This window comes from Amycolatopsis thermalba (genome assembly GCF_003385215.1).
GTDB classification, from domain to species: Bacteria; Actinomycetota; Actinomycetes; order Mycobacteriales; family Pseudonocardiaceae; genus Amycolatopsis_E; species Amycolatopsis_E thermalba.
Window position 1 is genome coordinate 12,021 of record NZ_PQHW01000051.1, and the last position, 17,841, is coordinate 29,861.

At 72.5% G+C, this 17,841-nt stretch carries 14 protein-coding genes and 1 pseudogene; 9 read left to right on the forward strand and 6 right to left on the reverse strand.

The window, feature by feature from the left end:
- The first annotated feature begins 47 nt into the window (after positions 1 to 47).
- Positions 48 to 1,799 carry a proline--tRNA ligase gene (locus D0D15_RS20330; RefSeq protein WP_094004248.1) on the forward strand — a complete coding sequence of 584 codons (1,752 nt, stop codon included), beginning with the start codon at positions 48 to 50 and terminating at the stop codon, positions 1,797 to 1,799.
- 47 nt (positions 1,800 to 1,846) lie between these two features.
- Here the strand turns inward: D0D15_RS20330 and D0D15_RS20335 are convergent, their stop codons facing one another.
- Positions 1,847 to 2,545: an HAD family hydrolase gene (locus D0D15_RS20335; protein WP_094004249.1), complete on the reverse strand. Its 699-nt coding sequence runs from the start codon at positions 2,543 to 2,545 to the stop codon at positions 1,847 to 1,849.
- Positions 2,546 to 2,657: 112 nt separating this feature from the next.
- Here D0D15_RS20335 and D0D15_RS37710 point away from each other — a divergent pair.
- Positions 2,658 to 3,236, forward strand: a pseudogene (locus tag D0D15_RS37710) (YhgE/Pip domain-containing protein); the annotation flags it as partial.
- Between the two features lie 444 nt (positions 3,237 to 3,680).
- Here the strand turns inward: D0D15_RS37710 and D0D15_RS20345 are convergent.
- Positions 3,681 to 4,091, reverse strand: coding sequence for a secondary thiamine-phosphate synthase enzyme YjbQ (locus tag D0D15_RS20345; RefSeq protein WP_094004250.1), 411 nt, complete (start codon positions 4,089 to 4,091; stop codon positions 3,681 to 3,683).
- 89 nt (positions 4,092 to 4,180) lie between these two features.
- On the opposite strand from D0D15_RS20345, the gene D0D15_RS20350 reads away from it, so the two are divergent.
- Positions 4,181 to 5,275: an LLM class flavin-dependent oxidoreductase gene (locus D0D15_RS20350; RefSeq protein ID WP_094004251.1), complete on the forward strand. Its 1,095-nt coding sequence runs from the start codon at positions 4,181 to 4,183 to the stop codon at positions 5,273 to 5,275.
- Positions 5,272 to 6,600: an NtaA/DmoA family FMN-dependent monooxygenase gene (locus tag D0D15_RS20355; protein WP_094004252.1), complete on the forward strand. Its 1,329-nt coding sequence runs from the start codon at positions 5,272 to 5,274 to the stop codon at positions 6,598 to 6,600. The genes D0D15_RS20350 and D0D15_RS20355 overlap by 4 nt, the downstream gene beginning before the upstream one ends.
- A 280-nt stretch (positions 6,601 to 6,880) precedes the next feature.
- Here D0D15_RS20355 and D0D15_RS37595 read toward each other — a convergent pair whose 3' ends face one another.
- A complete protein-coding gene (locus tag D0D15_RS37595; RefSeq protein WP_158224399.1) occupies positions 6,881 to 8,143 on the reverse strand; it encodes an Lsr2 dimerization domain-containing protein in 1,263 nt (420 codons plus the stop codon).
- Between the two features lie 36 nt (positions 8,144 to 8,179).
- Here D0D15_RS37595 and D0D15_RS20370 point away from each other — a divergent pair, with 36 nt between their 5' ends.
- Together D0D15_RS20370 and D0D15_RS20375 are read left to right on the forward strand one after the other, a co-directional pair.
- The gene (locus D0D15_RS20370) at positions 8,180 to 9,574 is read left to right on the forward strand and encodes a dihydrolipoyl dehydrogenase family protein (RefSeq protein ID WP_094004254.1); all 1,395 of its coding nucleotides are present in this window, start codon (positions 8,180 to 8,182) and stop codon (positions 9,572 to 9,574) included.
- Between the two features lie 43 nt (positions 9,575 to 9,617).
- Entirely contained in the window at positions 9,618 to 10,445 is an 828-nt protein-coding gene (locus D0D15_RS20375; protein ID WP_233157123.1) for an alpha/beta fold hydrolase, read from the forward strand.
- Here the strand turns inward: D0D15_RS20375 and D0D15_RS20380 are convergent.
- Complete coding sequence (locus D0D15_RS20380) at positions 10,442 to 11,785, reverse strand: hypothetical protein (RefSeq protein ID WP_115944662.1); 1,344 nt, start codon at positions 11,783 to 11,785, stop codon at positions 10,442 to 10,444. The two genes, D0D15_RS20375 and D0D15_RS20380, sit on opposite strands and share 4 nt — an antisense overlap.
- A gap of 187 nt (positions 11,786 to 11,972) precedes the next feature.
- On the opposite strand from D0D15_RS20380, the gene D0D15_RS20385 reads away from it, so the two are divergent.
- From D0D15_RS20385 to D0D15_RS20395, 3 genes are all read left to right on the forward strand, one after another.
- Positions 11,973 to 13,427 (forward strand): S8 family serine peptidase, encoded by a 1,455-nt coding sequence (locus tag D0D15_RS20385; protein ID WP_115944663.1) that lies wholly within the window; start codon positions 11,973 to 11,975, stop codon positions 13,425 to 13,427.
- Between the two features lie 171 nt (positions 13,428 to 13,598).
- On the forward strand, positions 13,599 to 14,090 hold the full coding sequence (locus tag D0D15_RS20390; RefSeq protein ID WP_027934727.1) for a DUF3145 domain-containing protein: 492 nt from the start codon (positions 13,599 to 13,601) through the stop codon (positions 14,088 to 14,090).
- Between the two features lie 988 nt (positions 14,091 to 15,078).
- Complete coding sequence (locus D0D15_RS20395; RefSeq protein ID WP_233157125.1) at positions 15,079 to 15,663, forward strand: hypothetical protein; 585 nt, start codon at positions 15,079 to 15,081, stop codon at positions 15,661 to 15,663.
- A 600-nt stretch (positions 15,664 to 16,263) separates the two neighbouring features.
- Here the strand turns inward: D0D15_RS20395 and D0D15_RS20400 are convergent.
- Positions 16,264 to 17,511, reverse strand: a complete 1,248-nt coding sequence (locus D0D15_RS20400; protein WP_094004271.1) for a beta-ketoacyl-[acyl-carrier-protein] synthase family protein — start codon at positions 17,509 to 17,511, stop codon at positions 16,264 to 16,266.
- A gap of 42 nt (positions 17,512 to 17,553) precedes the next feature.
- Complete coding sequence (locus D0D15_RS20405; RefSeq protein WP_017984121.1) at positions 17,554 to 17,799, reverse strand: acyl carrier protein; 246 nt, start codon at positions 17,797 to 17,799, stop codon at positions 17,554 to 17,556.
- Positions 17,800 to 17,841: the final 42 nt, after the last annotated feature.

Genomic DNA, 17,841 nt, shown 5'->3' on the forward strand with positions numbered 1-17,841 from the left:
CCTGACTACCCTGTTCACACCGTGTTTCGACGCCGAGGAGCAGCCCAGTGATCACCAGGATGTCGTCGTTGTTCCTGCGCACGCTGCGCGAGGACCCGGCCGACGCCGAGGTTCCCAGCCACAAGCTGCTGACGCGGGCCGGCTACGTCCGCCGGGTCGCGCCGGGCGGGTACTCGTGGCTGCCGCTGGGCCTGCGGGTGCTGCGCAACATCGAGCGGGTCGTCCGTGAGGAGATGGCGGCGATCGGCGGGCAGGAGATCCTCTTCCCCGCGCTGCTGCCGCGCGAGCCGTACGAGGCGACCGGCCGCTGGACCGAGTACGGCGACGCCCTGTTCCGCCTCAAGGACCGCAAGGGCGCCGACTACCTCCTCGGCCCCACGCACGAGGAGCTGTTCGCCCTCACCGTGAAGGGCGAGTACAGCTCGTACAAGGACTACCCGGTCATCCTGTACCAAATCCAGACCAAGTACCGCGACGAGGCGCGCCCCCGCGCGGGCATCCTGCGCGGCCGCGAGTTCGTCATGAAGGACTCCTACTCCTTCGACCTCGACGACGACGGCCTGTCCCGGTCCTACCAGCTGCACCGCGACGCCTACATCCGCCTCTTCGACCGGCTGGGCCTGGAGTACGTGATCGTCACGGCCACCTCCGGCGCGATGGGCGGCTCGGCGTCCGAGGAGTTCCTCGCCGTCTCCGAAACGGGTGAGGACACCTACGTCCGCAGCAACGCCTCCGGGTACGCGGCCAACGTCGAGGCCGTCGTCACCCCGCCGCCGCCCGCGCAGTCCACCGAGGACAAGCCGGACGCGCAGGTGCACCACACGCCGAACACGCCGACCATCCAGACGCTGGTCGACTACCTCAACACCAAGACCGATCTGGGCCGCACCTTCACCGCTGCGGACACACTCAAGAACGTGATGGTGAAGATCCGCCAGCCGGGCGAGAAGGACTGGCAGATCCTCGGCATCGGGATCCCCGGTGACCGCGAGGTCGACCAGAAGCGCCTCGAAGCGTCGCTGGATCCGGCCGAGGTCGCGCTGCTCGAGGAGGCCGACTTCGCCGCCAACCCGTTCCTCGTCAAGGGTTACATCGGCCCGAAGGCGTTGCAGGACAACGGGGTTCGCTACCTCGTCGACCCGCGCGTGGTCACCGGCACGGCGTGGGTCACCGGCGCCGACAAGGCCGACCACCACGTCGTCGACCTCGTCGCCGGCCGCGACTTCCACCCCGACGGCACGATCGAGGCCGCCGAGGTGCGCGAGGGCGACGCCTCGCCGGACGGGCAGGGCACGCTGGTCGCGGCGCGCGGCATCGAGATCGGGCACATCTTCCAGCTGGGCCGCAAATACACCGACGCGTTCCAGGTCGACGCCCTCGGCGCGGACTCGAAGCCGATCCGCATCACGATGGGCTCCTACGGCGTCGGCGTGTCCCGCCTGGTCGCGGTGATCGCCGAGCAGAGCCACGACGAGCTGGGCCTGGTGTGGCCGCGCGAGATCGCGCCGTACGACGTGCACGTGGTGATCGCGGGCAAGGACGAGTCGATCGCGGCGGGCGCCGAGAAGCTGGCCGCCGACCTCGACGCGGCCGGCGTGCAGGTCCTGCTGGACGACCGCAAGGCCACGCCGGGCGTCAAGTTCGCCGACGCCGAGCTGGTCGGGGTGCCGACGATCCTGGTCGTCGGCCGCGGCCTGGCGAAGGGCGTGGTCGAGGTCAAGGACCGCAAGTCCGGCGACCGCGAGGAGATCGCGGTGGACGCCGTGGTGGACCACCTGGTCAAGCTCGTCCGCGGCTGACCGAGCTTCCGGAAACGGCCCGCCCCGGCGGGCCGTTTCCCGTTCGGTCAGCCGAACACCGCGGACAGCACCAGCTTCGTGTCGCTGAGGTCGCGCAGCACCACCTGCGCCCCGGCCTCCCGGAGTGCCTCCGAATCGAAGCGGCCCGTCGCCACGCCGACCGCGACCGCGCCGTGGGCACGTGCGGCGTCGATGTCGTGCGGTGTGTCGCCCACGACGATCACCGACGCCGGCTCGAACGGCCGCCCGAGCGCGGCGTGCGCCCGGTCCACCGCGTACGCCACCAGGTCCGGCCGGTACGCGGACAGGTCGCCGTAGCCGCCGATCTCGAAGTCGAGATGCGTGTGCAGCCCGAACGCGGACAGCTTGTGCCACGCGACCTCCCGCAGGTTCCCGGTCACCAGCGACTGCACCGCGCCCGCCTCGGCCACCCCCGCCAGCGCCGTCGCCGCGCCGGGCAGCGCCAGGCCGCGCTTCGCCAGCTCCGGCAGCGCCAGCTCGGACACCGCGGTCAGCGCCGCCCACATCTTCCGGATCAGCTCTTCGGTCGGCTCGATCCCGTGCCGCGTCAGCACTTCGGCGGTGATCGCGCGCTCGGTCCGCCCGAAGAAGTCCGGCATCTGGGTCATCGCGACGCCGGTCACCTCCTCGAGCACCTGCCGGTACCAGCCGCGGCCGGCTCCGCGCAGGTCGATGAGGGTCTGGTCGATGTCCCACAGCACCAGGCGGTGCGCACTGCTCGTCACATCCGCTGACGCTACCAAGACCGTTATTCATCAAGCGTTGACTTCGATCGCCCCACCGGGCTAGCGTGAACCCTGAATTCAACGTGTGCAGAAATTATTCAGGGAGGTCCCCATGGCCGGCACATCCCGGAGGCCGACAGCCGGACTGGCGGCCCTGGCCGGTGCGGTGATCGCGGTGGTGCTGGGATTCCTCACCGTCGGGGTCCAGGCGTCGGTCGAACCACACGGGCTGCCCGTGGCGGTCGCGGTGCCCGACAACGCCCCGCCGCAGCTGCGCGCCGCGGCCGGGCAGCTTTCGACCCACAGCGGCGAGGCCCTGAGCTGGCAGGTCACCTCACCCGCGGAGGCCAGGCGGCTGCTCGACGACAAGGACGTCTACGGCGTCCTGGAACTGGCGCCCGGGCAGGTCGGCGTCGTCGTGTCGGGCGCGGTGAACCCGAGCGGTACGCAGATCGCCCAGCAGGCCCTCACCGGCGCCGGGCAGGCGCTCTCGACGGCCATGAGCCAGGCGACCGGCACCCCGGCCGCCCCGGTGCGGGTGGAAACCGTGCACCCGGCGAGCCCGGCCGGCCGGACCGCGCCGCTCGCGGTGAGCGTTCTCGCGTGGGTGGGCAGCCTGGCCGCGGGCGCGCTGCTGGTCGTCCTCGCCCAGCGCGCCGGGCGGCGGGTCGGCCTGACCGCGCGCCTCACGCAGGTGACCGTCACCGCGGTACTGATCACCGGGGTCGCCGCCGGGTTCCTGGCGCTGTGGGACTCGTCCCTGCCGCTGGGCTGGGACGTGCTCGGCTACATCCTGCTGACCGCGGCGGCGTTCGCGGCCGTGCAGACCGCGTTGCTGCGGCTGCTGGGCATCCGGGCGATGGCGATCCTCGCGCCGCTGTACCTGCTCGCGCCGAACGTCGCCGGGCAGGTGCCGGAGCTGCTCAACCCGGCCTACCGGATCCTGCTGTGGTCGTGGACGCCGTTCCGGTTACCCACCGAGGGCACCCGCAGCCTGCTGCAGGGGCACCCCGGACGCACCCGACGTCACCACCGGGATCTGGGTGCTCGGCGCGATGCTGGTCGCCGGCCTGGTGGTCGTCCTCTGGCCGGGGCGCGCGAAGCGGTCCGCGCCGGCGGAGGCGGCGCCGGAGCTTCAGCCGGCCAGGTAGCTGAACCGGACGCGCCGGACCGGGTTGTCGATGTTGGTGTCCACCAGGCAGATCGACTGCCAGGTACCCAGCGCCGGCGACCCGCCCAGCACCGGGACGCTCGCGTAGGGCGGCACCAGCGCGGGCAGCACGTGGTCACGCCCGTGGCCCTTGCTGCCGTGCTGATGCCGCCACCGGTTGTCCCGCGGCAGCAGCTCGTCCAGCGCGGTGAGCAGGTCGTCGTCACTGCCCGCGCCGGTCTCCAGGATCGCCAGCCCCGCGGTGGCGTGCGGCACGAAGACGTGCAGCAGCCCGTCGGACGCCTCGGCCTCGGCCAGGAACGCCTCGACCTGTTTGGTCAGGTCGTGCACGACGGCGCGGCCGCCGGTTGTCACCTCGATCTCCGTGAAGTACATGCCTCCCACGGTAGGCGTCCCAACGGGTGGTACGCGAAATAGCGCGCGCCACCCGGTCGCTGGACGGGGGGAGGCGAAAGGAGCGAGGCATGGTTCATCTCGCGGTGGCACTGGAGGGCGCGGGCTGGCATCCGGCCGCGTGGCGGGAGCCGGACGCGCGCCCGGACGCGCTGTTCCGCCCGCGGTACTGGGGCGATCTGGTGGTCGAAGCCGAACGCGGCCTGCTGGACTTCGTGACGATCGAGGACTCGCTCGGACCGGGGACCGACCGCACCGACCGCGTGCGGGGGCGGCTGGACGCGGTGCTCGTCGCGTCCCGCGTCGCGCCGCTGACCCGGCACATCGGGTTCCTGCCGACGGCGATCGTCACGCACACCGAGCCGTTCCACCTGTCCAAGGCGATCGCCACCCTCGACTACGTCTCGCAGGGCCGGGCGGGGGTGCGCGTCCGGATCACGAGCAGCCCGGAGGACGCCGCGCACTTCGGTCGCCGCGAGTTCCCGGTCCCGCTGCCCGACCTGGTCGAGGAGGCCGGCGACTGGGTCGAGGTCGTGCGGCGCCTGTGGGACAGCTGGGAGGACGACGCGGAAATCCGCGACGTCGCCACCGGCCGTTTCATCGACCGCGACAAGCTGCACTACATCGACTTCACCGGCCGGTTCTTCAGCGTCAAGGGCCCGTCGATCACGCCGCGCCCGCCGCAGGGGCAGCCGCCGGTCGCCGTGCTCTCGCACGTCGCCGAGGTCCACCGGCTCGCCGCCCGCTCGGCCGACCTCGTGTTCGTCACCCCGCACGACGTCGAGGAGGCGGGTGCGCTGGCGCGGGAACTCGACGGCCTGCTGGTGTTCGGCGACGTCGTGGTGTTCCTCGACGAGACCGAGCAGGCGGCCCGCGACCGCAAGGCGCGCCTGGACGACCGCGCCGAGTTCACCTCCGACGCCCTGGTCTTCACCGGCACGCCCGCCCGGCTGGCGGACCAGCTGCTGGCCTGGCGCGACGCCGGCCTGTCCGGGTTCCGGTTGCGCCCGGGCGCCCTGCCGCACGACCTGACCGCCATCACCCGCGGGCTCGTGCCCGAACTGCAGCAGCGCGGCGCGTTCCGCCGCGAGTACGAGGCCACCACGCTGCGGGGTCTGCTCGGCCTGGAGCGTCCCGCCAACCGTTACGCAGGAGCGACGCGATGAAGCAGATCCACCTCGCCGCGCACTTCCCCGGCGTCAACAACACCACCGTGTGGAGCGATCCGGAGGCGGGCAGCCACATCGAGTTCTCCTCGTTCGCGCACCTCGCGCGGACCGCGGAGCGGGCGAAGTTCGACTTCTTCTTCCTCGCCGAGGGGCTGCGGCTGCGCGAGCACGCGGGCCGGATCTACGACCTCGACGTGGTCGGCCGCCCGGACACGTTCACCGTGCTGGCCGCCCTCGCCGCGGTCACCGACCGGCTCGGCCTGACCGGGACGATCAACTCGACGTTCAACGAGCCGTACGAGGTGGCCCGCCAGTTCGCGAGCCTCGACCACCTGTCCGAGGGGCGTGCCGGGTGGAACGTGGTGACCTCGTGGGACGCGTTCACCGGGGAGAACTTCCGCCGCGGCGGGTACCTGCCCGAGGAACAGCGCTACCAGCGGGCGAAGCTGTTCCTGGACACCGCGTTCGAGCTGTTCGACTCGTGGGGCGCGGACGATGTCGCCGCGGACAAGTCGTCCGGGGTGTTCGTGCGGAATCCGCGGGCGGGTGAGTTCGAACGGCACGACGCGCAGTTCGACATCGCGGGGCGGTTCACCGTGCCGCGCGGGCCGCAGGGGCGGCCGGTGATCCTGCAGGCCGGCGACTCGGACGAGGGACGCGAGTTCGCGGCGGCGACGGCGGACGCGATCTTCACCCGGCACGGGACGCTGGAGGCGGGGCGGAAGTTCTACGCCGACGTGAAGCGCCGGTTGCCCGCGTACGGGCGCGAGCCGCACCAGCTGCTGGTGCTGCCCGCGGCGACGTTCGTGCTCGGCGACACCGACGCCGAGGCCGAGGAGCTGGCGAGCATCGTGCGGTACCAGCAGGTCAGCGGGCAGACGGCGATCAAGTTCCTGGAGCAGGTGTGGAACCGGGACCTGTCCGGCTACGACCCGGAGGGGCCGCTGCCCGACGTGGATCCGGTGGTCGGTGCGGACGCGCTCGCGAAGGGGCGCGCGCAGACCCGCGTGTACCGGGACCCGGTGGCGACCGTGCGGCAGTGGCGGGAGCTGGCCGAGGCGAAGAACCTGTCGATCCGGGACCTGGTGGTGGAGGTCAGCGGACGGCAAACGTTCGTGGGTGCCCCGGCGACGGTCGCCGAGGCGATCAACACCTACGTCCAGGCCGACGCGAGCGACGGTTTCATCCTGGTGCCGCACGTGACGCCCGGGGGTTTGGACCCGTTCGCCGACAAGGTGGTGCCGTTGTTGCAGGAGAGGGGCGTTTTCCGCGGCGACTACAGCGGCACCACGCTGCGGGAGCACCTGGGCATCGACCGGTGAGGTGACCGGCTCACCACCCCACGAGCGGCGAGCCGGCCTGCCACGCACCGCCGCTGGGCGGCGTATGGCTGGTTGCCCGCGGAGAACGCCACGGGCGCCTTGCTGGTTGCCCGCGGACACCACGGATGGCACCTGGCCAGTTGCCTGCCGAGAACACGACGGGTGGCGTGAGCCGGCCGCCGGCTGCGGACACGCTGGTGGCTCTGGCTAGTTGCCTGCCGCTGAGTACATGACGGCGGCGCCTTGCTCGTTGCCTGCAGACACCACGGGTCGCGTGTAGCTAGTTGCCTGCCGCGGAGAACACGACGGGCGGCGCCTTGCGGACGGTCTTGCGCGGCGCCTTCTCCGCCGGGGCGGCCTTTTTGGCGGCCGGCTTCTTGGCGGTGGCGTTCTCCTTGGCCGGCGCCGTCTCGACCGGCTTGATGTTGGCGGCTTTCGCCTTGGCGCGCGACGGCTTCGCCGCGGGCTTGGTGGCGGCCTTGGCCGCCTTGCCACCGGCAGCGGGCTTCGCTGCCGGGGTGGCGGTTTTGCCACCGGTGGCTGCCTTGTTGGTGACGGGCTTCGCCGCCGGGGTGGACTTGCCACCGGGATCGGCCGTGGCGGCCGTGGCTGCCTTGCCATCGGCAGCGGGCTTCGCCGCCGGGGTGGCGGTTTTGCCGCCGGTGGCTGCCTTGTCGGTGACGGGCTTCGCCGCCGGGGTGGGCTTGCCACCGGTATCGGCCGTGGCGGACTTGGCCGCCTTGCCACCGGCAGCGGGCTTCGCTGCCGGGGTGGCGGTTCCGCCGCCACCGGTCGCCTTGCTGGCGGCGGGCTTCGTCGCCGGGGTGATCTTGCTCGCGGTGGTCTTGGCTTCGGTGGGCTTCGCCGCGGTGGCGGTGGCCGCCTTGCGGCGGGTCGCGGGCGTGGTGCCGGTGGCGGCCTTGCCCGCGGCGGGCTTCACGGCGGCGGGGGCGGCCGCCTTGCGGCGAGTCGCCGGCTTCGTCGCGGGCGTGGTGCTCTTCGCGGCAGCGGCGGTGCCGCTGGCGGTCTTGCGAGCGGCCGGCTTCGCCGCCGTCCCGGTCGTGCTCTTCGACGCGGCTCCGGTGGCGTTCTTCGCCGTGCTCTTCGTGGACTTGCCCGCCGCCGTCTGTGCCGCCTTCGCGGTGGCGCTCTTGGCCGTGCCCCGGCGCGTGGCCTTCGCAGCAGCCTCCGCCGGTTCCGTGGCCTTCGCGGCGGCCGTCTTCGCCGGAACCTTGCCCGTGGTTTTCGCCGTCGTGGCAGGGGAGTTCGCGCGACGGGTGCGCTTCACCGGCGCGAGGCGGCGCGGCGGGCGCTTGCGGCCCCCCGTGCGGCGGCCCGCCTCGACGTAGGTCGCCAGCAGCTCCCGCAGGCTGTTCGCGTTCGAGTCCGAGAGGTCGATGTCGTACTCGACGCCGTCCAGGCCGAACCGCACCGTCTCCGCGGCCGGTTCGCCGTTCAGGTCGTCCAGTAGTTGCACCGCGGTGTTCTTCGCCACCGATAACCTCCAGTACTTACGATTTGCCGCTGAGAATACCCGCCCCACTTGCGCCGGCCGCCGGGCTGGTGTGCGCTGTGACCCATGTCCGAGGAGACTTTTGACGTCATCGTGATCGGTGGCGGACCGGTGGGGGAGAACGCGGCGGACCGGGCGGCCAAGGGCGGCCTCTCCGCCGCGCTGGTCGAGCAGGAACGCTTCGGGGGTGAGTGCTCCTACTGGGCCTGCATCCCGAGCAAAGCGTTGCTGCGACCGGGAAACGCGCTCGCCGCGGCCAGGCGGCTGCCCGGTGTTCCGGTGGGTGACGCCCTCGATCCGGCGGCGGTGTTCGAGCGCCGCGACTACTTCACCGGCAAGGGCGACGACAGCGGCCAGGCCGAGTGGGCCCGCGGCGCCGGCATCGAGCCGATCCGCGGACGCGCCCGCATCACCGGTGAGCGCGAGATCACTGTGGACGGCGGCCGGGTGCTGCGCGCGCGGCACGCCGTGGTGGTCTGTACCGGTAGCGTGCCGAAGACTCCCCCGATCCCCGGCCTGGACGAAGTGCCGGTCTGGGGCTCGCGCGAGGCGACGTCCAGCAGCACGGTCCCGGCACGGCTGGCCGTCGTCGGCGGCGGGGTGGTCGGCGTCGAGATGGCGCAGGCCTGGGCCCGGCTCGGCGCGCGGGTGGACCTGATCGTCACCGGCCCGCGCCCGCTGCCCCGGTACCCGGACTTCGCCGGTGACGCCGTCGCGGAGGGGCTGCGCGCCGACGGCGTGCGCGTGCACACCGAATCCGGCCTGGCGCGAGCCTCCCTTGTGGACGGTGCCGCCCGGCTGGAGCTGACCGGCGGCGCGGTCGTCACCGCCGATCAGGTGCTCGTCGCGACCGGACGGCGCCCCGCCACCGACGACCTCGGGCTGGAGGTCATCGGGCTCGCGCCGGGCAAGCCGATCACCGTGGACGACAGCGGGCTGGTGTCCGAAGTGGACGGGGACTGGCTGTACGCGGCGGGCGACGTCACCGGCCGGGCGTTGCTGACCCACCAGGGCAAGTACGCCGCCCGCGTGGTCGGCGACGTGATCGCCGCGCGCGCCACCGGCAAGCCCGTGGACACCCGTCCGTGGGGCAAGCACAGCGCCACCGCCGACCACCACGCGGTGCCGCAGGTCGTGTTCACCGACCCGGAGGTCGCCTCGGTGGGGCTGACCGAACCGGAGTCCGGCGCGCCGCACCGGGTGGTCGACATCGACATCGCCGTGGCCGGGTCGTCGCTGCACGCGGACGGCTACGCGGGCAAGGCCAGGATGATCGCCGACACCGAGCGCGAGGTCCTGGTCGGCGTCACGTTCGTCGGCCAGGACGTGGCGGAGCTGCTGCACTCGGCGACGATCGCCATCGCGGGCGAGGTGCCGCTGGGCCGCCTGTGGCACGCGGTCCCGTCGTTCCCGACGATCAGCGAGGTGTGGCTGCGGCTGCTGGAGGAGTACGGGCTCTGAAAACCGCTTGCCGGGCGCGGCCACGGTGATCGACCCTGGCCGCGTGTCCGTCGATCACGAGCTGTCGCTGCCCGGCGGCCGGGTCCTCGCCTGGTCCGAGACCGGCGCCGGCGCCCCGGTTCTGTTCCTGGCCGGCGCGGCGACCGGCCGTGCGATGACCTTCGGCGACGAGCACCTGGCCCGGCTCGGGGTCCGGCTGGTGACGGTGGACCGCCCCGGTATCGGCGCGTCGACGCACGACCCCGGCCGGTCGGCCGCGTCCACCGCCGCCGACCTCGGCTGCCTCGTCACGCGGCTCGGCGGGCCGCTGCCGGTCGTGGCGAACTCGCAGGCCGCGGTCTTCGGGCTAGCGGCCGCCGCGCGCGGGATCGCGTCCCGGCTGCTGCTGGTCTCCCCGGCCGACGAGGTCGCCGACCCGCGGGTGTTCGCGCGGCTGCCCGGCCCGGTGCGCGACGTCGTCACGGGAGTGCGGCAGGACCCGGCGGCCGCGCGGGCGTTCTTCGCCGGACTCGGCCCGGCCGGGATGGAACGGATGGTGCTGGACGGCGCGGACCCGGGCGATCGCGAGGTGTACACCGACCCCGCGTTCCTCGCCCGGTACCGCGCGGCTCTGCGCGAGGGGTTCGCGAACGACGGCGCCGGCTATGCGACCGACACGCTCATCGCGATGTCGCCGTGGCAGCTGGACTGGTCCGCGATCCGGGTGCCCGTGCGGGTGTGGTTCGGCGAGCGGGACCGCGTCCACTCGCCGGACCTGGGCGCGCTGCTCACCTCTCGCATCCCGGGGGCCGAACGGCGCGTCGTGCCCGGTGCCGGCGGCGCCCTCCTGTGGACGCACGCCGAGGAGATCCTCGCCGCGGCGATCGGCTAGCTGATCCGCACTCCCAGCGCCGCGCCCGCCGCCCGCAGCAGGACCGGGTCCTCCGGGGAGGACTGGCCGTCCAGGTAGGCGGCCAGCACCAGCCGGACGGCGGCCCCGGAGATCGCGCTCTGGTAAGCGGCCCCGGCGGTGTCCGGTTCCCGCGGCCACTGGTGCGTCTCGGTTGCCAGGTCGGTGATCCCGCCGCTGCCCGGGGTGTCGGCGAGCTGCTTGAACGCCGCGGCCTGCTCGTCGCTGCCGAAGGTGAGCACGGCGACCGACACCGCGACCACCCGCCCGTCCACGGTGGCCTCGAAGCTGCCGCGCTCCATGCCCGCGCAACCGCCCGCCTGCAGCCGCGCCTGCAGGTCGCCGTAGGCGCGGGCGGCGCAGGTGCGTTCCGTGCCCGAGGCGCGCTTGGTGAACTCGATGCCCGCCACGGCCTGCCGCACCGGCGTGACCGCGGTGGTGGTCGTGGGCGCGGTGACCGGTTCGTCGTCCCCGCCGGTCGTCACCAGGACGAGCACGACGACCACCAGCACCAGCGCCACGGCGATCGCCCCGACCGGCCGCCACGGCACGGGCCCGGGAGGCGGGGGCGTGCGCACGGGCGCGGCCGCGGTGACGCGGGGCACCGGCATCGTCACCTCGGCGGGCGGGACGACCGGCGGCACGGCCGCGGGCCCGGCGGGGCGCGTCCGCCGCGGGCGCGGCTTGACCGGTGGCAGCTTCACCGTGGCCGACTCCTCGGTGACGGTGAAGCCTTCCGCGGCCAGAGCGTCCCCGGTCAGGTCGGTGTCCGGGGCGAGGGTGTCGATCAGCGCGCGCGCCTGGGCCGGGGTGCACGGCCACGGCGCCGGGGTCAGCGAGGCGATCGCGGCGAGCAGGCTGTTCTGCGTCGGGAACAGGACGCGGACGTTGCCGGCGAGGTCGGCCGGCGGCTGCTCGATCTCCTCGACGAACGGCCCGACGGCGATGATCGTGGCGATCGGCAGGTGCTCCGGGACGTCCGGGCGCAGGCGTTCGGCGACGGCGTCGGCGAACGCGAGGGCCTCCGTGGCGGGGTTGACGACCTCGCCGTCGGCCACGAGCGGCCAGCCGTCGGCCTTCCACTGCCCGGTCAGGGGCGCGTCGAGGCGGATCGCCGGGTCCGGCAGGTCGACGCCGATCACGACGAGCACGGCGCGGGGGAGGACGACGATCGCCTCGACCGGCGGCCTGCCCGGCAGCGGCCGCGGCCCGGCCAGCGCGATGCCGCCCGCGAAGTCGTCACCGCGGCCGAGCGCGGCGAGCGCGGCCCGCACGTCTTCGGCGACGCGCGAGGGTTGTCGTTCCAGGCGGACCAGCCGCACCTCGCACCTCCCCGGTCCCGTCCGCGTGCGCGCATACGCTAGCGCGCCGGCCGGTCCGCGCCGCTCGATGGTGTGAAAATCACCCGCCCTTGTTGCACAGTTGGTGATCAGTTCGTGACCGCCGTCACTCATCCGTGTGCTACTCGTTGGTAGGTCGTACGGCTGCTCGACAGATCAGGAGATCCCGATGAGATGGCGCTCCGTCCGGTGGGCGACGACCTTCGTCGCCGCTCTCGTCGTCCCGCTCGCCGGCGCCGTCCCCGCGGCGAACGCCCAGGCCCCGCTCGCGCCCGTGTCGGACACGCTGGGCCGGGTGCTCGCCACCGCGAGCGGGCCGACTCCGCTCACCACGCTGGTGCACGCGGCGGACGCGGGCACCGCCGCGCGGGCTGTCCAGGCGGCCGGGATGCGGGAGATCACCCGGTTCCCGCGCATCGGCGTCGTGGCCGCGACGGGCACCGCCGCGCAGGTCGCCGCGGTCCGCAAGGCGGCCGGGGTCAGCTACGTGGAGAACAACGACCCGCTCGTCGCGTTCGGCTCGTCCGGCACGCCGGCCACCCGCAGCGCCGAAGCACGCACGACCCTCACCGGCGCGGACGGCGCTCCGCTGGACGGGCGTGGGGTGTCGGTGGCGATCATCGACACCGGCATCGACCCGACGCACCCCGCCTTCCGCGGCGCCGACGGCTCGACCCGGGTCGTGCGCAACCTCAAGAGCCTGTGCCTCGGCGGCACCACCACCTCGTGCATCGTCGACGTGCCCACCTCGCTCGACACCGACGCGACCGCGCTCGGTGGGCACGGCACCCACGTCGCCGGGATCGCGGCGGGCGCGCCGTACACGCTGGCCGGCGGATCGTCCGTGGGCGGGTCGGCGCCGGGCGCGAAGATCGTGTCGATCTCGACCGGCCTGGCGATCCTGGTGCTGGGTACGGACGCCGCGCTGAACTGGGTGCTGGAGAACCACGCCGCGCCGTGCGGCGCCGGGGTGCCCGCCACGGTGTGCCCGCCGATCAAGGTGATCAACAACTCCTACGGCCCGAGCGGCGGCGGCGAGTTCGACCCGCAGTCGGCGACGGTGAAGCTGCAGCGCGCCCTGGCGGCCGAGGGGGTCGTGACGGTGTGGGCGAACGGCAACGACGGCGGGGACGGTTCGGCGGACCTGTCGAACCCGCCGGGCAAGGACCCGACGCCGGGTGTGATCTCCGTGGCCTCGTACAACGACCAGGGCACCGGCACCCGCGACGGCACGGTGTCGGACTACTCCTCGCGCGGGCTCGCCACGGACCCGTCGACGTGGCCGGACGTGTCCGCGCCCGGTGAGAACATCCTGTCGGCGTGCCGCCCGTACCTGGTGATCTGCGCGACCGGGTTGCAGCCGTCGAACGGCCCGGGGCCGCTGGATCTGGGCACCTACAACGTGATCAGCGGGACGTCGATGGCGGCGCCGCAGATCACCGGGATCGTGGCGCAGCTGTTCCAGGCCCGGCCGGGTGCCACGCCGGGCGACATCGAGACCGCGATCAAGTCGACGGCGTACAAGTACCGTGATGGTGCGCCGTACGAGGGCGGTTCGAGCTTCGACAAGGGGGCCGGGCTGGTGGACACTGTTGCCGCGGTGGGGGCGCTCGCGGGGCCGTGATGGCGGCCTCCGCGCGGTGGTGGTGCTGCGACATCTGAGGTTCCTGTGGCGAAGTGCCACTGCCGGGGTGCACAATATAAGCAGTCACGTCAAGGTTGTTTGACGGCAGGCGCGCCGAGGCTCGCGAGGTCGTAGGGGAAGACGCCCCTCGTCGAGTAGCGGAGGTCAGCAGTGAGCACCCGTGGCGTGGTTTACGTCCACTCGTCGCCGTCTGCGGTGTGCCCGCACGTCGAGTGGGCGATTTCGGGCACCCTCGGTACCCGGGTGGATCTGAAGTGGACGGCGCAACCCGCCGCTCCAGGGCAGCTCCGCGCCGAGTGCACGTGGAGCGCGCCCGCCGGAACCGGCGCCAAGCTGGCGGCCGGTCTGAAGGCGTGGCCGATGCTGCGCTTCGAGGTGACCGAAGAGCCGAGCGCCGGTGTGGATGGCGAGCGGTTCTGCTACGTGCCCGGGCTGGGGCTGTGGCGCGGCCGCACGAGCGCCAACGGGGACATCGTCGTGGGCGAGGACCAGCTGCGCACGCTGGTCGCGACGTGCCGCGCGGGGGAGCAGCTGGCGCACAAACTGGACGAGCTGCTGGCCTCGAGCTGGGACGAGGCGCTGGAGCCGTTCCGGCACGCGGGGGATGGGGCGCCGGTTACCTGGCTGCATCGGGTGGGGTGAGTTGCCGGGGTTCGGGGTTTCCGGGCCGGGTTTCCGGGTTTCGGGTTTCCGGTGGTGCTGACCGTTCGCTAGGGCGCGAGGTGCCCAGCCGCGGGCCCAGGAATGGACCGTTCACGCCTTGGTGCGCCCGAGGTGCCCAGTCGTGCGCCGATGAATGGACCGTTCATGCCTTGGCGCCCCCGAGGCACCAGGCGCGGCGATGAATGTCCATTCATGCCTTGCCCGCCGCGAGGTGCCCACTCGTGGGGCCGTGAGTGGACACCTCGCTGGCGCACGAGATGCCCAACGGTGCGGTGGTGAATGGTCCATTCATGCCTTCGCCGCCACCAGGTGGCCAGTCGTGTGGCGATGAATGGACCATTCATGCCTTCGCCGCCACCAGGTGGCCAGTCGTGTGGCGATGAATGGACCATTCATGCCTTGTCGGCCGCGAGGTGCCCAGCCGCGCAGCGATGAATGGACCGTTCATGTCTCGGCGCTCACGAGGTGTCCAGCCGCGTGGTGATGAATGGTCCGTTCATGCCTTCGCCGCCACGAGGTGCCCAGTCGTGGAGCGATGAATGGACCGTTCATGCCTTGTCGGCCGCGAGGTGCCCAGCCGCGCGGCGGTGAATGGTCCGTTCATGCGTTCCCCGCCACCAGGTGTCCAGCCGCGCGGTGATGAATGGACCGTTCATGCCTTCGCCGCCACGAGGTGCCCAGTCGTGGAGCGATGAATGGACCGTTCATGCCTTGTCGGCCGCGAGGTGCCCAGCCGCGCGGCGGTGAATGGTCCGTTCATGCCTTCGCCGCCACCAAGTGTCCAGTCGTGCGGTGATGAATGGTCCGTTCATCCACCCGTGACGTGACCACTCGCAGCAGCCAAGCCCGGAGGCCAACCGCCGGGTCGGCTCAGTCCGTTCACCGGAACGGCCCAACCCCAACCGGCAGCCACCGATGCGGGACAGCACTCGGTAACGATCGCTACTACGCTGCCGATGTGACAGCCATGCCGGCGCCTCCCGCAGCACCGCCGCGATGGCTGGTGCCCGTCGTCATCGTCGTGGTGTCGATCATGGTCGGCGGCGGTCTCCTGGCCCGCGAGCTGTACCGGCTGCCCGAAGCCGCCCCGGACGCGATCCTCGCTCAGACCTCGCCCGCCCGGCCGCTGGCCGAGCAACCCGGCCCGGGCATCGTCGAGCTCACCCCGGACGCCGCCGCGCACCCGCAGAACGCCACGGTCCGCGGGCTGCTGCAGACCTACTTCGACTCGATCAACAACCGCGACTACGAGCTGTGGAAAACGGCCGTCACGCGGGAACGCGTCCAGGCCAAACCGAAGAGCACCTGGCTCAACGACTACCGCACCACGAAGGACGGCAGCATCCTCGTCTACCGGATCGACCCGGTCACCGACGACGAACTCCGCGCCCTGGTCGGCTTCACCAGCACCCAGGACGTCAAGGACGCCCCGGCCGAGCTCCCGGAACCCTGCGTGCACTGGCGGCTCGTGCTCCCGCTCGCCCTGGAGTCCGGCGCCTGGAAGGTGGACACCGTGACCGGCTCCACCACACCCGAACTGTCCCGCTGCTGACGGGACGCCCGGCTGATGCCTGCCCGGCTTCGAGGCGACCGAATGGAGCTTGGCTAGCGCGTGGCGCGAGAGTGGTCACCCCTGGGGGCTCCGCGGCGGGGCGACTGGCGCCCGGCTGCTTCAGGGAGCGCGGTTGCTTCCGTACAAAGAGCGCGGGCGACGGATGGGCTGGTGCCTGGCCGACTGTGGGCGCCCGGGTGGAGCTGGCTGGCGCTGGCGCGAGGGTGGTCCCCCTGGGGAGGACCCGGCGGCGCGGGGACTGACGCCTGGCTGTTCAAGGACAAGCGGCTGCTTCCGTACCAAGGGCGCGGCTGCTGCCTGCCCGGCGTTGAGGCGCCCGGGTGGAGCTTGGCCGACGCCGGCGCGAGAGTGGCCACCCCTGGGCAGAACCCGCCGGCGCGGCAACTGACGCCCGGCTACTTCAGGAAAAGCGGCTGCCTCCCACAGAAGGGCCGGGCGGTACCGCCCCCTGGGCACCCCAGAGCCGTCCGACCGCCCCCGGGCGAGAGCAGCTACTCCTGCCGAGGCAGAGTCCACGAACCGGCACGAAAATGCAAAGAACCCCGGCCACCCACGGCCGGGGTCCCCGCAAAAACGAACTCACACGCCGGTGAACAGCAGCGCCGTGTTGTGGCCGCCGAAACCGAACGAGTTGCTCAGCGCCGCGGTCAACTCGACCTTCCGCGGCTCGCCGGCCACCACGTCCAGCCCGACCTTCGGGTCCAGGTTCTCCAAGTTCAGCGTCGGCGGCACCAGCCCGTGGTACACCGACAGCAGCGTGAGGATGCCCTCGACCGCCCCCGCGCCACCGACCAGGTGCCCCAGCGCCGACTTCGGCGCCGTCACCACCGGGTGCTCACCCACGGCCTTGCGGATCGCCGCGGCCTCGCCGATGTCGCCGACCACCGTGGACGTCGCGTGGGCGTTCACGTGCCCCACCTCGGCCGACGTGAGGCCCGCCATGGTCATCGCGTTCGCCATCGCGGCGATCTGCCCGATTCCCTCCGGGTGGTTGCCGGTGATGTGGTGCGCGTCCGAGGTGATGCCGTACCCGGCCAGCCGCCCGTAGATCCGCGCGCCGCGGGCCTTCGCGCGGTCGGCCCGCTCCAGCACGACCACCCCGGCGCCCTCGCCGAGCACGAACCCGTCCCGGTCGGCGTCGAACGGGCGTGACGCGCGCTCCGGCTCGTCGTTGCGCGTCGACACCGTCCGGGCCTGCGCGAAACCGGCCACGGTGATCGGGTGGATGCAGGACTCCGCACCACCCGCCACCACGACGTCGGCCCGCCCGTTCTGGATCATCTGGTAGCCGTTGGCGATGCCCTCGGCACCGGAGGCACACGCCGACGCCGGCGAGTGCACCCCCGCCCTGGCCTTGAGGTCGATGCCGACGTGCGCGGCAGGCCCGTTCGGCATCAGCATCGGCACGGTCAGCGGCGAGACCTTCCGCAGACCCTCCTGCTCGAGCAGGTCGTCCATCGCCAGCAGCGTCAGCGGCCCGCCGATGCCGGTGCCGATGGACACGCCGAGCCGGTCCGGGTCGACGTCGGTGTGCTCCTCGCTGGGCTGCTCGAAACCGGCGTCGGCCCACGCCTGCCGGGCCGCGATGAGCGCGATCTGCTCACACCGGTCCAGCCGGCGCGCCTGCACGCGCGGCAACTTCTCCGCCGGATCCTCGGCGAGCGTGGCGCCGATCTTGACCGGCAGGTCGAACTTCTCGACCCAGTCGGCCTCGATCCGCCGGATGCCGCTGCGGCCGGCGAGCAAGCCCTCCCACGTGGACGCGACGTCCCCGCCGAGTGGCGTCGTCGCGCCGATCCCGGTGATCACGACGTCGATGTTGCTCATGAGGAGTCTCCCCGAGGTTCAGACGAAGAATTCAGCTCGTGCTTACTTGGCGTTCGCGGCGACGTAGTCCACCGCGTCGCCGACGGTCTTCAGGTTGGCCAGCTCGTCGTCCGGGATCTTGACCCCGAACTTGTCCTCGGCCTGCACCGCGATCTCCACCATCGACAGCGAGTCGATGTCCAGGTCGTCGACGAAGGACTTCTCCAGGCTCACGTCGTCCTGCGCGACACCCGCGACCTCCTCGACGATCTCCGCGAGGCCGCTGAGGATCTCCTGCTTGTCCGCCACGATGGTTGTTCCCTTCTGGTGGTTGATACCGGCAGGCTCCGC

Bases quoted from the DNA above. Each gene is read 5' to 3' on its own strand.
- D0D15_RS20345 (WP_094004250.1), bottom strand. From the start codon at position 4,091: ATGTACTTCACGGAGATCGAGGTGACAACCGGCGGCCGCGCCGTCGTG.
- D0D15_RS20350 (WP_094004251.1), top strand. From the start codon at position 4,181: ATGGTTCATCTCGCGGTGGCACTGGAGGGCGCGGGCTGGCATCCGGCC.
- D0D15_RS20355 (WP_094004252.1), top strand. From the start codon at position 5,272: ATGAAGCAGATCCACCTCGCCGCGCACTTCCCCGGCGTCAACAACACC.
- D0D15_RS20370 (WP_094004254.1), top strand. From the start codon at position 8,180: ATGTCCGAGGAGACTTTTGACGTCATCGTGATCGGTGGCGGACCGGTG.
- D0D15_RS20385 (WP_115944663.1), top strand. From the start codon at position 11,973: ATGAGATGGCGCTCCGTCCGGTGGGCGACGACCTTCGTCGCCGCTCTC.
- D0D15_RS20395 (WP_233157125.1), top strand. From the start codon at position 15,079: ATGCCGGCGCCTCCCGCAGCACCGCCGCGATGGCTGGTGCCCGTCGTC.
- D0D15_RS20400 (WP_094004271.1), bottom strand. From the start codon at position 17,511: ATGAGCAACATCGACGTCGTGATCACCGGGATCGGCGCGACGACGCCA.